We start from the raw sequence: 14,886 nt of genomic DNA, 5'->3' as shown, positions 1-14,886 counted from the left end.
GTCGTTATGCCGAATACGGATTTACCTTCCGAGCAGGCTGCCGAGTTCCGGCGGGTGCTCGCCAGGTGGTACAAGCAGCACGCGCGCGCACTTCCGTGGCGCGAGACCCGCGATCCATATCGCATATGGGTCAGTGAGGTGATGCTGCAGCAGACACGGGTAAACGCCGTTCTGGAACACTATGCGCGTTTCCTGAGAAAGTTTCCCACGATTGTTTCTCTGGCGCTGGCGCCGGAGGCGGACGTGCTGGCGGTGTGGAGCGGCCTGGGCTACTACCGGCGTGCGCGCATGTTGCACAAGGCGGCGCAGTTCATCACCGCGGAACTGGACGGAGTGTTGCCGTCAACCTCGGTTGAGCTGCGCAAGTTGCCCGGCATTGGAGAGTACACCTCGGCGGCCATCGCCAGTATTGCCTTTGGCGAAAGCATTGCTGTGGTGGATGGCAATGTAGAGCGTGTCCTGCTTCGCTTGACTGGCAGGCCAGAGGAGACCACCTCAGAAAGCAAGCGGTTTGTTGCCGAGCAGGCGGCTGTCCTGGTCCCGCAGCGGAGATCGGGAACCAACGCTCCCGGAGACCACAATCAGGCGATGATGGAGCTTGGGGCTACGATCTGCCTCCCCAAAGGTCCGCTGTGTCTGCAATGTCCGGTCTATGATTTCTGCCTTACGAAGGGGGAGCATAAGACCGAGGCGCGCGAGAAGATGCGTAGCCGGCGGGTGGCCTATCTGCTGCATCAGCGCAAGCGCGGTTCCGCCATCGAGGTGATGCTGCATCGTCGTCCCACGGATGCTTCGCTGATGCCGGGAATGTATGAGCTGCCGGAGCTCCCTTTGGAGGGAGCAGGAGAACATACGCCGACGCTGCGCGTCCGGCACTCGATTACGAATACGAACTACTATGTCGAGGTCTTCACGGCTGACAAGACTCTGGTCAGGGAACTGCCATTATCGATCCGCGACTATGAGTGGTGCCGCCTGGGGCAACTCGCTGATCTTCCGTTGACCGGATTGGCGCGCAAGGTACTGCGGCGATTGCACCTGATTGCGTCGCCCGGTGTGCGCATGCCGCAGCCGGAAGCGGTGATGCACCGCAAACGGTGATGCACCAGGAACTGTGATGCGACAATAGAAGGGCATGCCGCTGCAGAAGATATCCATTGTTTTGACGGCCGCTGTTGTCGCGACCATATTACTGGGGTGTCGTCACCTTGCCCCGCCGACTTCGCTGCAGAAGCTGAACGACCAGCAGACCCGCGGGTACTGGGTCTTTCAGACAAGCTGCCGTCAGTGTCACAACGATCGCGAAGACAAACCTCTGCAGGGCCCGGCCCTTATGGGTATTTACCAGAAGAAATATCTGCCCAGCGGGGCGGCGGCGACCGACGAGCGCGTACAGTCCACGGTCCTGCACGGCCGTAACATGATGCCCGCCATGGGCGGAAGCGTAAATGAGAAGGACATGGCCGATCTGCTGGCCTATCTGCATACCTTATGAGTGATGTTCCTCAGAAACCTGCTCCTCGCGTCTCGGGCATGCTGCCCGGCATGGCCATGATTTGTGTGTTCATGCTGGTGGTAGCTCTGTTCGGCGTCTTTGGCGCGATCAACGGAGCGTGGAACCAGCAGGGCAGGTACGTTGTGCTGCCGATCGCCAGCCTGCTGGTCGTCGGCGTCTTTGGCCTGTTGCGGCTGCGCCGCTGGGGATGGGCCATTGTGACCGCCGGCTCATTGCTGCTGTCCCTTGGTTACCTCTTTGGTTTCACGGCCACTCGCGACTTTCGCCTGATCGTGATGGCCGGGTTCGGCATGGTGTTTTTCCTGTACCTGATCCGGGCAGAGGTCCGCGATCGGGTGCACTAGAAGCTGGGGCTACAATAGAGGGTGATGGCTCCTGTTGCCGCGTCAGACCTGATTCAGATTGATCTCTCTCCGCGTAAGCCTGCTCCCAAGCCGGAGTGGCTGAAGGCGCGCGCTCCCATGGGCGAGACCTTTCATGCGCTGAAAAAGCTTACGCGCGAGCTTGGGCTGCATACCGTGTGTGAGAGTGCGCACTGCCCGAATATCGGCGAGTGTTGGAATCATAAGACAGCCACTTTCATGATGTTGGGCAATAGCTGCACCCGCCGCTGTGGATTCTGCGCGGTGCCGAGCGGCAAGCCCGAACCGATCGATCATGATGAGCCGCGCCGCGTCGCGGAGGCTGTGGCGACGCTCGGCCTGAAGCATGCCGTTATCACCAGCGTCAATCGCGACGATGACAACGTCGGCGCTGCCCGGGCTTTTGTTGAGGTCATCCGCCAGATTCGCGGGCTGGCCCCACGGTGCCAGGTTGAGGTGCTGACGCCAGATTTTCAGGGCACCGAAGAGGCTATCCATATGGTGGTCGCTGAAGGGCCTGAGGTGCTGAATCACAACATCGAGACCGTCCCGCGGCTCTATCGTGTCGCCAAATCGGGTGGCCGTTACGAACGCTCCATAGACTATCTGCGGCTGGCGAAGGAACTGAACCCGAATCAGGTGACCAAGACCGGCATCATCGTCGGCATGGGCGAGGAGACGCATGAGCTGCTCGCGGTATTTCGTGACCTGGCGGCGATCAAGGTGGACATCCTGACCATCGGACAATATCTCCGCCCCAGCAAAGACCATATCCCAATGAAGCGCTATTACACCCCGCAGGAGTTCGCGTTTCTGAAGGAAGAGGCGTTGCGTATGGGCTTCCGGCATGTGGAGAGCGGTCCGCTGGTGCGCTCCAGCTACCACGCCCATGAACAGGCACAGTCGACCGGCCTGGTCTAACCTGGCGCAGCCCAAGATCAGATTTCTACTCGTCGGGCGTCTCTCTGCGTGCGTTTCGCTGGCTGATTGGTTTGTTGCCGTCGGCCGGCATGTATTCGGCCAGCATCAGCAAATCCCGGTAGTCTCTCTTGGCGACGTCAACCAAGCGTCGCATCCGTTCCAGGTTGCCCTGGCAGATTTGTAGAACCCCGATCCTGACGCGCTCCACCTCGCCGTGCCACGCTTCGGTCTGGTATTCCAGCAGCATGCTGCGCGCCGACGCGCGAGCGACTTCACCTGAGAACATGGCTCGAATTCTGTTCTCAACCTCCTCTGAGAGAGGGACAGACGTCATATCGATCTCCATCAGGGGGAGGGCACTGCTCCATAGGTCCTGTGTGGTATGGACACAGGGTGTAACAAAAATACTCGGATTCGATTCAAAGCCCCACAAAATCAGGCCAATCCTCTAGAATCAACATTTGCGCATCCGCGCATTGAGGAAGACTGTATGGCATCGGTAATGGCAAATATCCCCGCGCTCAAGGATCTGCACCAGGATCTCAAGCGACGCATGGAGAAGTCGGTGGAGGAATTCCGCACGCATCTTCTTGGCGTTCGCACCGGACGAGCCAGCGTGCACATGCTCGACAACATCCGCGTGGACTACTACGGCAGCGAGATGCCCATCAATCAGCTTGCACAGATCAACACGCCGGAGCCGCAGCTCATCGTGGTGCAGCCGTTCGATCTTGGCGTTGTTGGCTTGATCGAGAAGGCCATCCGTACCGGCGGTCAGGGATTCAACCCGATGCACGACGGCAAGATCATCCGTGTGCCGATTCCGCCGATGACCGAAGACCGCCGTAAAGAGGTAGTCAAGCAGCTCTCCTCCACGGTGGAGGACCACAAGACCGCTATCCGCAACATTCGCCGCGACGGCAACGATCAGATCAAGAAGGCCGCCAAGGATAAAGCCATTTCGGCTGACGATGAAAAGCGTGCGACTGAAGAGGTCCAGCAATTGACCGATGCCGAAATCAAGCGCATCGATGAGCTCTTCAAGGCGAAGGAAAAAGAGATTCTCACCATCTGATCCGGCGCAAGTCTGTCATGGGAGCGGGGACCCGCGAGGTCCCCGCTCGCATTTAACCTTCGCGTTTCAACAGCACAGCTTCGGCGGCCTTCAGGTCGGTCTCAGTGTCGACTCCGATGGTGTCAAAGTGGACGGGCTCCACGTAGAGCGCAAAGCCGTTTTCGAGCAGGCGTAGCTGTTCCAGGCGCTCGGTCTGTTCCAGTGCGGAGGGGCCGAGCTCTGTGAAACGCTCCAGGGTCTGTCGACGATATGCATAGAGCCCGATGTGTTTCCAGTACGGTACGTCGCCGATACGGTCGCGGTGGTAGGGAATGGTGGCGCGCGAGAAGTAGAGCGCACGGCCATCGAGAGCGGTGACCACCTTTACGGCATTCGGGTTGTGGACATTCTCCGGCGTGCACAACGTCTTGATGGTGGTGACGTCGACGTCGGGCTTGCGGAAGGGCGCCAGAAGAGCATCGATGTGCTCCGGCTTGAGCAGGGGCTCATCGCCCTGGATATTGACATAGATATCGGCCGAGTGATGCCGGGCCACCTCGCGAACGCGGTCAGTGCCGCTGGGCAGGTCGGAGGCGGTCATAGCGACGGGCCATCCGTTCTCGCGGCACAAGTCCGCGACCTCTTCGGCATCGGTGGCGACGATCAGGTCGTCGAGCCCGGGGCAGGCCTTCGCGGCCTCATAGACCCACGCCAGCATAGGCCTGCCGGCGATAGGGAGCAGAACTTTTCGTGGGAGTCGCGTGGATGCAAGGCGTGCAGGAATGACACCAAGGACGTGTGGTTTTGTAGACATCGGGATGCAGGTTTCCGTTCGCGGCGTTTTGCCGTAAAATGAAGTTTAGCTGGTTGCGCCACCTTGGTGCGTCAGTTCCTTCCAAGCGCCGGCGGTGTAGCTCAGATGGTTAGAGCGACGGACTCATAACCCGTAGGTCGACAGTTCGATTCTGTCCACCGCCACCAATCACTAAATTTACGCGTAGGGTCCAAGGATCAGGGGGATCCACGTCTGCATATCCCTGAAGCACTGGGTGCCCCATATCTCGGCGCAGCCGAGATGTGGGTTTTGCGGAATGCCTGGATTTTCGTGACGCTCATCCCACATCTGGCGATGAAGCCGCCAGATATGGGGCACCCAGTCTGTTGGCGTAGCTCGAATGCCCATGTCCCTAAGGGGAGATGGGGTACCCAGGGTATGGGTATCCCGGACTTGTCGACATGCTTACTTGCAACGCGTATGGATGCGCAACACGTATGCGATATCGCCTAGTCCTTCTGCGGACGGCATGGTGACGTGCAATCCATCTGGCCGCTGCTGAAAGGTCAGTTTTGATTGGCCACCTAGCAGATCGACAGCACACACCGTGCCAGGAAGGTATGGATTTCCTGCGAAGAGTGTGTGGATGACGGTTTCGGATTGCCATCCCAGAAGAGTGGCATAGAGCAATGGCTCGCTGCGGCCATGCGAGACGGTGAAGCGGATGTCCTGAGCCGTGTAGTTCTGGATATCGTTGTTCTTCTCGGTTGCGTTCTTTGGCGCTTTGGTTGGGCCTTCGCCAAAGACGGTAAAGGGGCGTGTTCCGTAGATACTCTCGCCGTTTACTCGCAGCCAGTCGCCTATCTGCGACAGAACCGTTCTGGCTTCTTCGGGAATGGTGCCATCGGCCTTCGGTCCAACGTTCAGCAGCAGGTTGCCGTTCTTGGAGACGGTATCAACGAGTTGATGCACGAGTGATTTCGCCGTGCGGTACTCATCATGTTCTGCATATCCCCAGGAGTGAATGGAGACCGAGGTATCTGTCTGCCAGGGCAGCAGGCGAAGGGTGTCGAGCTTGCCACGTTCGATGTCCAGGGTGGCAACGTTGGCGGGCATCGACTCCTGTTTGTAGGTAAGCACCGGCTGTTCGTGCCGCTCGGCGCCGCGGTCATAGTAGTAAGCGGCGAATTGCTGCAGTGCGGGTTTGAAAGCAGGTTGGCCAATCCACCAATCGAAGTACATGAAGTCCGGGTGGTACTTATCGACGATCTCGGTTGATTTTGCCAGCCATTCGTTCAGGAACTCCTGGCTGGGAGGCGCCCAGCGTTCAAGATGATCGGGATCAGGCTCTTTGCGATCGTCTACGGCGCCGTCTGCCGCGGGAAGGTTCCTTGGGGATGCGGGGCCGTACAGTAGCGATGTGGGTGGCAGTCCGTTCGACGCAGTGGAGCTCATGGCCCGCACGTCGGAGTCGAAGGTGCGGCCAAGGCCATACCACCACCAGTGTTCGGCGGTGTGCGAGGAGACACCAAACTTCAGCCCGTGTGATCGCGTCGCGGCGGAAAGCTCGCCGACGATGTCGCGATGCGGCCCCATGGCTTTGGCATTCCACGGTGTTACATCGGAGGCATACATGGCGAAGCCATCGCAGTGTTCGCCTACGGGAACGATATAGCGCGCTCCAGCTTTCTGGAAAAGGTCAACCCAGGCATTGGCATCGAAGTGCTCCGCACGAAACATCGGGATGAAGTCCTTGTAGCCGAACTTGCTTTGCGGTCCGTAGGTGGCGATGTGATGTTCGTAGGCCTTGTTGCCCGGGACGTACATATTCCGCGAGTACCATTCGTTGGCGAAGGCAGGAACGGAGTAGACGCCCCAGTGAATGAAGATGCCGAACTTCGCATCCTGAAACCATGTCGGTGTGCGATAGGCCGCCAGCGAGTCCCAGTTGGCTGCGAATGGCTTGGCCGCTGCCGTGTAACGCTGCACCCTGCTGACCTGTGCCGCGACTGTCTTGTCGTGGATTGCCTGTGTCTGGGCCACTGCAGAGGCGGCGATGAATGGCAAGGCCGCTAAACCCGTAATGGCCGTGTTCTTCAAAAGAGTGAATCTCACCATGGTTTGGACCGTGCGACGGCGACGCCGCGAACCTCATTTGGATATTTGCCCGAGACGGCGCAGTAAAAGTGGTAAAGCGCACCTTCGTGATAGATCAGCGATGGCTTATGGGCGAACGTCTCGTCGATGGAACCCGGCGCACCGGTATCGATCAGCACCTCCGGCGCCTTCTGGAAATGAAAGGGATCGAGGCCCAATGCGAGCAGCTCACGGGCGCGACCCGGGCGTTCGTAGTTGAAACCGAAGTAGTACATCGCATAGCTCGAACCCCACTTCATGACGTACGGGTTTGAGGCAAAGCGGCTGTCACGCGCGTCGGCAGAAGGAGCGCTCGCGGCAATTGGGCTGCCTTTAGGATAAGTTCCCGCCCCACGGGGGCCATTCTCCAAAAGAGGGTTGAGCGGCGATCGTGTCCAGTGCACCAGATCGGTACTGGTAGCGACTCCACTCTGCTCATGCCAACCTCCGCCCTCATCCTTCGGAAGGGTTTCTGTCTTCGCGTTGTAGTAGAGAAAATAAGTCCGCTTCCCCTCGTACTCGTCGACGAAGACGTCCGGACGGTACAGGCCGCCACGTTCCCACGCCGCTCCTTCTTCAGGGCGGAGGATCGGTTCCGTGAGTGTCCAATGTCGAAGATCGCGAGAGCGCGCCAGGCCGATGACGGCGGGACCGGACTCGTAACCGGCAGCAGGATAGGCATGCCAGGCCGCGAGATACTGACCATCGACCTTAATTGCGTCGCCGCGTCCATGAAGGTTCTTATCGCGCAGAATCGTGCTGATCGCCAGGTTGAACCGTGTGTACTTCGAATTTGGATCGCGTGGGCCGACGTTTCCTTCGCGTTTCCATGTCACGAGATCATTGCTGCTGGCGAGGCCGGTCTGATATCCGATTCCGTCGAAGCCGATGTACAGCATGTAGAAGGCGCCGCCGGCGCGAAAGACGATTGGGTCATCTACTCCGCGTGAGTCGAAGACCTCGCTTCCGGCGGGAGCATTACTCGGAATGGACGGATTGGCTGGAGCGAGAATGAGCTTTGGATATTTGTACGGTGTCCGAAACGGAGCGGCCGGATCATCCTGTGCCATTGCCGCCGGCGAAAGTGCGGCGGCGGTTACCATGGCGAGAAACTCGCGGCGGTTAGTGCGAATCATTGTGTCTCCACAGTTCACAGTAGAAGTACACGTGGGTTGCGCCGAGTGGCAAGTGCAACGGTGATCTCTCTCAAAGCTTTGGTTCTTTGCCTGTCCCTGGGCATGGGAGTTCCGCAAGATGGAATTCCGGAGTGAATCATAGCGGAATGATTGCGGGATTTCTGCACTGCACGCTTTACATCCGATGAAGGGCAAGATAGAACCAGACCTACCTTCTGCAAGGAGTCCTTCTCGTGCCCCAGACACTCGCTCTGATTCATACCAGCCCTACGCTAACGCCTATCTTTGGCGCGCTGTGCTCGCAGCATCTGAGCGGGGTCAATGTCTTTCATATGGTGGATGAGAGCCTGATCAAAGACACCATCCGCCATGGTGCGCTGCGACGGGTGACGATCCGGCGTCTATTGGCCACGCTGCAGTCGGCGCAGGACGCAGGCGCGGATGCTGTGATGGTGACCTGTTCTTCTATTGGGGCAGGTGTTCGTATTGGGCGGCAGGTGATGGATATTCCCGTGATCCGCGTGGATGATGCCATGGCCGAAGAGGCTGTGCGGCGTGGAAGCCGCATCGGTGTCATGGCGACCCTGCGCACCACGTTGGAGCCGACGCTGGCGCTACTACACGACAAGGCTGATGCGGCAGGAAAGAAAGTAGAGTTGGTCTCATCGCTCTGCGATGGAGCGTTCGAAGCCGTGCTCGCCGGCGATACCGCGACTCATGATCGTATTCTGTCGAAGGCATTGCTGGAGGAGATGAAGAACGTGGATGTTGTTGTGTTGGCGCAGGCCAGCATGGCGCGAGTTGTGCAGGCCATGGGACCGGGCGCTTTGCCCATACCCGTATTGAGCTCGCCTGAGCTTGCCGTGTTGCGCGCTCGGGATGTGCTGCACGCTTGCGACGTGTTGCTGGGCAAGCCTGTGGAGGTTGCTGTTTGAAGAAGCGCCACATGGTGCTGATGCTGTTGTGTGCCCTCAGCATCATTACGTTTCTGGACCGGCTGGCTTTGCCGGTTGCCGAGAGCGGCATCCGCAACGATCTTCATCTCTCGGAAGAGCAGTGGGGATGGGTGCTCGGAGCCTACATCCTGGCAAACGCCATCTTCGAGATTCCATCCGGAGCCATGGGAGACCGGCACGGCCGACGCAAAGAGCTCGCACGCATCGTCACCTGGTGGAGCTTCTTCACAGCGATGACGGGATGGTGCCGCAGTTTTCTGCAGATCGCGGCGTCACGCTTCCTCTTCGGCATGGGAGCCGCAGGAGCCTATCCGAACGCGGCCGGTGTCATCAGCCGCTGGTTCCCTAAAAAGGAACATGCGCGTGCGCAGGGTTTCGTGTGGGGCGCCAGCAGGCTTGGCGGAGCGCTGGCGCCGCTGCTGCTTGTGCCGTTAGCGCGATCTGTGGGCTGGCGTGGAATCTTCTGGTGCATGGGCGCGATCGGATTTGTTTGGGTTGCCCTATGGCTGTTTCTGTTTCGCGAAAGCCCAGAGACTATGCCCGGCATTGACATGGAGGAGCTGATTGAAATCGGTTCCCCAACAGTCACCTCGGCCGGCTATCAAGATTCAGAGCTGCAGGAGAAGGTTCCGTGGTCGCGGCTCTTCCGTCTACCGGATCTATGGCTGCTATCAGTGGCTTACTTCTGCTATGCGTGGGGGAGCTGGTTCTTCTTTGGATGGTTTACGACCTGGCTGGTGCGCAGTGCCCACTTCACTGTGGCAGAGATGGGCATCTGGGCATCGCTGCCATTCCTGATGGGACTGGCAGGCAATCTCACAGGTGGAGTGCTGTCGGAGTGGCTGGTCATACGCTTTGGCCGGCGCAGATCCTATCGCTGGGTGACGGCAATCTGCCTTAGTGTTGCGGCTTGCTTGTTGTATGGCATGACCGCGGTCCAGACACACACAGGCATCATCGTGTTGGCGACAGCGGGCTTCGGTGTGATGGACCTGATGCTGCCGTCGGCCTGGGCCATGGCGATGGGGCTTGGCGGCAACTTTGGCGGCACCGCCTCCGGCGTGATGAATACCGCGGGAAACCTCGGTGGCTGGGTATGCACCATCGTTTTCGGCTACGTCGTGAAGTTTGCCGGGAACTACGATCTTCCAGTGCGGATGATTGCCGCCATGATCCTGCTGGCTGCGGTGATCTTTGCACGTGTGGACTGCACACGCGGTCTGGATGTGGCTGAAGACCTGGCATAAAACCTGACATAAATGGAGTTCCGCATCCCGGAATCGTGTTCTGAATGTCAGCACATGCGGCAAATCATCTTCACCGTGTTTTATCCTTCCGTTGCGTAGCAGGAAACGAGAGAGACCGTGAGCTTTAGAGCATTTTCCCTGTTGCTGGGTAGCCCGAAAGAGGAGTGCAGCGGCGTTTTCATTGCGGAAAACGCCCACAGATGCGGATGCCCTACTCCACACCTACAGGGAAAAAGCTTTACCCGTCGAGAATTTCTGAAGACCTCCGCGATGACCGTTGCCGCAACGGCGATCGGAGCTGAAGCTGCGGTGGATCAGAGCGCCGATCGTGCTCCGCTGCGCCAATTGCAGTACGGCGAAGTACAGTTGACGGGCGGTCCCTTTGCCGAGCAATACTTTGCGCTCAAGGCACATTACCTTTCCCTCTCGAACGACCGGCTGCTGAAGGTCTATCGGCAGCGTGCAGGTCTGCCTGCGCCCGGTGACGATATGGGCGGCTGGTATGACCGCGATGGCTTCGTTCCTGGCCACAGTCTTGGGCAGTACATCTCCGGTATGGCCCGTATGGGGGCAGCTACAGGAGATGAGGTTTGCCACGCCAAAGCTCATGATCTCGTAGAAGGCTTTGCAGCGACGCTTGGACCGCAGAATGTCAGTATCCTTCGGCCGGAGACAAATCTCTGGACTTGCTACACGCTCGACAAGCACTTGATCGGCCTGCTGGATGCGGGAACGCTGTCCAGGGTTCCCGGTACGAACGACCTCTTGAATCGTGTCTTCGATGGAGCGAAGCCTCTTCTGCCGGCACAGGGACGCGATCGTATCGGTAAGAAAGACCCTCCGTATGACGAGACATACATCATGCCGGAGAATCTTTTCGCTGCGGCCGAGGCCACGGGGAACCCGGCGTTCCGCGAGTATGCGGTGCGATATCTGCTAGACCGCGAGTTCTTCGATCGGCTTGCCCGTACGGAAGATCCTTTCCCCGGCCAGCATGCGTACTCGCACGCGATTGCGCTCTCTTCCGGAGGCAGCGCATATCTCGCGCTTGGAGATACAAAGTACCGCGATGCCATGCGCCATGCCTTTCTGCTGCTGACCATGACGCAGCAGTTCTCCAGCGGCGGCTGGGGACCAAACGAGACCTTCATTACTCCCCATCGTGGCGAGCTGTATGCATCGCTCAGCAGCACGGTCGATCACTTTGAGACTCCCTGTGGCGCTTATGCTGCAACCAAGCTTGCGCGGTATCTGCTGCGTACCGGAGTTCCGCAGGACACGGCCTATGCCGACAACCTGGAGCGCGTTCTCTTCAACACAATACTCGGAGTGAAGCGGCCAGATTCAGAGGGCCGCTATCCGTATTACTCCACCTACGGGCCCTACGCGGAGAAGGTCTATTACAAGCAGAAGTAGCCCTGCTGTTCCGGCACGCTGGTGCAGACGGTAGCGGATTACCCGCTCAATCTCTACTTCGGTGCGGACGATGGCTTGTATGTCACGCTCTATGCGCCATCTCGCGTACAGACCCAGGTGAAGGATCTTGCTGTCGTTCTGACCCAGGAGACGCAGTATCCCATCGACGATCACGTAATGCTGACTGTGTACCCTGCCAGGGAAGCGACCTTTGCGTTGCACCTTCGTATTCCCGGCTGGCTGCAGCGGCCTGCCACCATCCGTGTGAACGGAAAGGTGGAAACGGCCAGTGCTTCCGCTGGAACGTTCTATGCGCTGCGCCGCCGCTGGAAGGCGGGGGATCGCGTGGAGCTGATGCTTCCCCAGGACTTCCGCACCGAAAGCATCGATGACCGGAACCCGGATGTGGTCGCCCTGATGCGCGGCCCGGTGCAGTATGTTGCGCTGAATATCCCCGCCGCCGAGGCACACGCGAAGCTACCGCTGCCATCCAATCTGAAGGCCGCGGGCCCACAGGCTTATACCGAACGGTATGCGGGGCGGGATGCTGTCTTTGTTCCGCTTTACCGCGTCGAGAATGAGCGCTACACGAGCTATTTTTATCGCGGCTGAGGAGGGGTCCGAATGAGCACTCATCCGCGTATCTGTGCACGCTACTTCATCGAAACAGCCTTTCCGTTGGAGCAGGCAGCGGAGACCATGGCCGGTGAGCAGTCCACGGGAACGTTTCTTCGTGTTCCTGGAGAGACGGAGGCCTTGCGTGAGCGCTTTGCCGCGCAGGTCGAACTCATCGTCGAGAGAGAGGCGGTCGCTGTTCCCTCGTTGCCAGGCGCCGGAACACCAAAGAACTGGGATGGGGTTCGGCGTACGGCAGAAGTCACGCTCTCATGGCCGCTTGAGAATATCGGCCCTTCACTGCCGAATCTTCTCGCAACTGTTGCCGGCAATCTTTCGGAATTGAAGACGTTTTCCGGTTTGAAACTTCTGGATCTGGAACTGCCGGCCGAATTTCTTTCGCGGTACCAGGGGCCACAGTTTGGCGTCCAAGGCACGCGGTCGCTGACAGGCGTGTACGGGCGACCGCTGATCGGCACGATCATCAAGCCCAGCATCGGCATGGATCCGGAGACTACGGCTGCGCAAGTACGCGTGCTGGCCGAAGCGGGCATCGACTTCATCAAGGATGATGAGCTGCAGACCGATGGAGTGCACTGTCCGTTTGAAGAGCGCGTCTCGGCAGTGATGCGTGTCTTGCGGGAGTTTGCGGAGCGGACAGGGAAGCAGGTGATGTACGCGCCGAATCTGACCGGGGAGATCGATGAGATGCTGCGGCGTCATGACCACGTTGTCGCCGAAGGCGGACTATCTGTCATGGTGAGCATGAACTCTATCGGTCTGCCGGCGATGAAGGTTCTTCGCGCACATGCACAGGTTCCGATCCACGGCCATCGCAATGGCTGGGGAATGCTTGGCCGATCGCCTGTCCTGGGGATGAGCTTCGTTGCCTTCAGCAAGCTGTGGCGGCTTGCCGGCATCGATCACACGCATGTGAATGGATTGCGCAATAAATTCTGCGAGAGCGATGAGTCGGTCATTGCGTCCGCCCGAGCCTGCCTTACGCCGATGTTTCCGGCGCCTTCGCCCGGCTGCGAGATCATGCCTGTCTTCTCATCGGGACAAAGTGCGCGTCAGGCGCCCGATACCTATAAGGCCCTTGGATGCACAGATCTGATCTATGCCTGTGGCGGAGGAATCATGGGACATCCCGGAGGTCCGGCTGCAGGTGTGCGCAGTCTGCAGCAGGCCTGGCAGGCTGCTGTTGAAGGCGTCTCTCTGGCTGCGTTCGCAACCCGCCATCACGAGCTGGCACAGGCCCTTGAGCTCTTCGGAGCCTGAGTCGCATGCGAGACCTGCTTTATACCTATTACGGCGACGACTTTACTGGTTCCACTGATGTGCTGGAGCAGCTTGCCCGCGGTGGCATTCCTGCCGCGTTGTTTTTCGCTCCACCGACGGTTGAAGACCTGGCATTGGTTCCGGAGCTCCGCGCCTATGGAATCGCCGGAGAGAGCCGTTCCCAGTCACCGGAGTGGATGAAGCAAAACCTTCCCGCAGTCTTCCGTTCGTCGCGGGCAGCGGGCGCTCCCATCACGCACTACAAGGTTTGCTCCACCTTCGACTCGTCACCGTCGATCGGGAGTATCGGCTGCGCGATGGAGATCGGCCGAGAGAGCTTTGACGGACACACGGTGCCCATCGTTGTGGGTGCTCCTCATCTTCGGCGATATGTGTGGCGAGGACGCTTGTACGCTGCCGGCCCTGATGGCAGGGTGTTGCGTATCGATCGGCACGCGATGAGCCGTCATCCTGTGACGCCGATGCGGGAAGCGGATCTGCGCAAACATCTCTGTGCACAGACGACACTCCGGATAGACCATGTGGACTACCGGAACATTCGCAGAGGAGATGGATTCGGCGCCTTTGCGAAAGCCACGACCGCAGGTGCGGATGCCGTGCTCTTTGATACAGTGCATGCACCCGAACTGAGGACGATAGGCAAGCTTCTCTGGCGGGCCGCCGGACAACAGCAGATGTTTGCGGTTGGAAGCTCAGGGTTGACCGCAGCTTTGGTAGAGGCGTGGCGCGATGTCGGCTTGAATTTTGTTTCTAGATCAGACGTGTCATTGCCCCCGAAGGTGCGAGGACCTCTCCTGGCTCTGAGCGGCTCCTGCTCTGTTGCTACAGAACGGCAACTTCGTTGGGCACTAGCGCATGGTTTCGCAGGCATCGCCCTCGATCCAGAGGAACTCCTTGGAGATGCAAGCCGTCAGCAGGCCGTGGTTGCTCAGGCTATTCAGTCCATAGGGCAGGGAAGGGATACCGTGCTTTACAGTGCGATGGGGCCGGTCAGCGGGCCGGCATCGGGGTCAACCCTGGGCGAACTCCTCGGCGTCATGATGCGTCAGATTGTGCAGGCTACTCACATCTCGCGTGTTCTGCTTTGCGGTGGCGATACCAGCTCGCACGCGGTTCGGCAGCTTGGACTCAGGGCACTTACCTGGCAGGCCAATCTTCATACCGGCGTTCCTCTTTGCCGCACGCATGGTGCACTCGATATCGAACTTGCACTCAAGGGTGGACAGATGGGCGATGAGGATTTTTTCCAGGTCGTGCGTGACGCATAGGCGAGTGTCGACTTAGTCTTTGCTACGCTAATGGCCCCGGCCCTGAAAGATTTCGGTAGAGAAGCAGGGCGGATTCAAGCGCCAAGTGCAACGTTTGTGAACTTAGCAGGATTTTGCCAGAACTGCACGAAGTCGAAGGCGCCTTCTGGGAGGAAGAGCTCTGCCGGAGCCTTTTTCTTCAG

15 protein-coding genes and 1 tRNA gene are annotated in these 14,886 nt (G+C 59.0%); 12 read left to right on the top strand and 4 right to left on the bottom strand.

Annotation, left to right across the window (positions count from 1 at the left end; genetic code table 11):
• Positions 1 to 6: 6 nt before the first annotated feature.
• The 4 genes from OHL21_RS11380 (at position 7) to lipA (ending at position 2,799) form a co-directional block, all read left to right on the top strand.
• Positions 7 to 1,101 (top strand): A/G-specific adenine glycosylase, encoded by a 1,095-nt coding sequence (locus tag OHL21_RS11380; RefSeq protein ID WP_263417392.1) that lies wholly within the window; start codon positions 7 to 9, stop codon positions 1,099 to 1,101.
• A gap of 61 nt (positions 1,102 to 1,162) precedes the next feature.
• Positions 1,163 to 1,495, top strand: a complete 333-nt coding sequence (locus OHL21_RS11375; RefSeq protein ID WP_263417391.1) for a c-type cytochrome — start codon at positions 1,163 to 1,165, stop codon at positions 1,493 to 1,495.
• Positions 1,492 to 1,860, top strand: a complete 369-nt coding sequence (locus tag OHL21_RS11370; RefSeq protein WP_263417390.1) for a hypothetical protein — start codon at positions 1,492 to 1,494, stop codon at positions 1,858 to 1,860. Before OHL21_RS11375 ends, OHL21_RS11370 begins: the two co-directional genes overlap by 4 nt.
• A 24-nt stretch (positions 1,861 to 1,884) precedes the next feature.
• Positions 1,885 to 2,799, top strand: coding sequence for a lipoyl synthase (gene lipA, locus OHL21_RS11365; RefSeq protein WP_263417389.1), 915 nt, complete (start codon positions 1,885 to 1,887; stop codon positions 2,797 to 2,799).
• Between the two features lie 25 nt (positions 2,800 to 2,824).
• Here lipA and OHL21_RS11360 read toward each other — a convergent pair whose 3' ends face one another.
• Positions 2,825 to 3,085 (bottom strand): hypothetical protein, encoded by a 261-nt coding sequence (locus OHL21_RS11360; RefSeq protein WP_263417388.1) that lies wholly within the window; start codon positions 3,083 to 3,085, stop codon positions 2,825 to 2,827.
• A 204-nt stretch (positions 3,086 to 3,289) separates the two neighbouring features.
• On the opposite strand from OHL21_RS11360, the gene frr reads away from it, so the two are divergent.
• Positions 3,290 to 3,874: a ribosome recycling factor gene (gene frr, locus OHL21_RS11355; RefSeq protein ID WP_263417387.1), complete on the top strand. Its 585-nt coding sequence runs from the start codon at positions 3,290 to 3,292 to the stop codon at positions 3,872 to 3,874.
• A gap of 52 nt (positions 3,875 to 3,926) precedes the next feature.
• Here the strand turns inward: frr and kdsB are convergent, their stop codons facing one another.
• Positions 3,927 to 4,667, bottom strand: coding sequence for a 3-deoxy-manno-octulosonate cytidylyltransferase (gene kdsB, locus OHL21_RS11350; RefSeq protein ID WP_263417386.1), 741 nt, complete (start codon positions 4,665 to 4,667; stop codon positions 3,927 to 3,929).
• Positions 4,668 to 4,757: 90 nt separating this feature from the next.
• Between kdsB and OHL21_RS11345 the strand changes: the two genes are divergently transcribed.
• Positions 4,758 to 4,834, top strand: a tRNA-Met gene (locus OHL21_RS11345).
• A 259-nt stretch (positions 4,835 to 5,093) separates the two neighbouring features.
• On the opposite strand, the gene OHL21_RS11340 is transcribed toward OHL21_RS11345, so the two are convergent.
• Both OHL21_RS11340 and OHL21_RS11335 read right to left on the bottom strand, forming a co-directional pair.
• A complete protein-coding gene (locus OHL21_RS11340) occupies positions 5,094 to 6,728 on the bottom strand; it encodes an alpha-L-fucosidase (protein WP_263417385.1) in 1,635 nt (544 codons plus the stop codon).
• An 11-nt stretch (positions 6,729 to 6,739) separates the two neighbouring features.
• A complete protein-coding gene (locus tag OHL21_RS11335) occupies positions 6,740 to 7,900 on the bottom strand; it encodes a glycoside hydrolase family 130 protein (protein WP_263417384.1) in 1,161 nt (386 codons plus the stop codon).
• Between the two features lie 233 nt (positions 7,901 to 8,133).
• Between OHL21_RS11335 and OHL21_RS11330 the strand changes: the two genes are divergently transcribed.
• The 6 genes from OHL21_RS11330 (at position 8,134) to OHL21_RS11310 (ending at position 14,704) form a co-directional block, all read left to right on the top strand.
• Positions 8,134 to 8,835: an aspartate/glutamate racemase family protein gene (locus OHL21_RS11330; protein ID WP_263417383.1), complete on the top strand. Its 702-nt coding sequence runs from the start codon at positions 8,134 to 8,136 to the stop codon at positions 8,833 to 8,835.
• A complete protein-coding gene (locus OHL21_RS11325) occupies positions 8,832 to 10,103 on the top strand; it encodes an MFS transporter (protein WP_263417382.1) in 1,272 nt (423 codons plus the stop codon). Before OHL21_RS11330 ends, OHL21_RS11325 begins: the two co-directional genes overlap by 4 nt.
• 117 nt (positions 10,104 to 10,220) lie before the next feature.
• Positions 10,221 to 11,519, top strand: coding sequence for a beta-L-arabinofuranosidase domain-containing protein (locus OHL21_RS11320; protein WP_399258127.1), 1,299 nt, complete (start codon positions 10,221 to 10,223; stop codon positions 11,517 to 11,519).
• A gap of 21 nt (positions 11,520 to 11,540) precedes the next feature.
• Positions 11,541 to 12,131 (top strand): hypothetical protein, encoded by a 591-nt coding sequence (locus OHL21_RS24475; RefSeq protein ID WP_399258124.1) that lies wholly within the window; start codon positions 11,541 to 11,543, stop codon positions 12,129 to 12,131.
• 12 nt (positions 12,132 to 12,143) lie between these two features.
• Positions 12,144 to 13,415, top strand: a complete 1,272-nt coding sequence (locus tag OHL21_RS11315; RefSeq protein WP_263417381.1) for a ribulose-bisphosphate carboxylase large subunit family protein — start codon at positions 12,144 to 12,146, stop codon at positions 13,413 to 13,415.
• Between the two features lie 5 nt (positions 13,416 to 13,420).
• Positions 13,421 to 14,704, top strand: a complete 1,284-nt coding sequence (locus OHL21_RS11310; protein ID WP_263417380.1) for a four-carbon acid sugar kinase family protein — start codon at positions 13,421 to 13,423, stop codon at positions 14,702 to 14,704.
• The last annotated feature ends 182 nt before the right edge of the window (positions 14,705 to 14,886 follow it).

The organism is Terriglobus albidus (assembly GCF_025685425.1).
GTDB classification, from domain to species: domain Bacteria; phylum Acidobacteriota; class Terriglobia; order Terriglobales; family Acidobacteriaceae; genus Terriglobus; species Terriglobus albidus.
The sequence above is the reverse complement of the archived record's forward strand: the minus strand, read 5'-3'. Positions and strand labels throughout refer to the sequence as shown.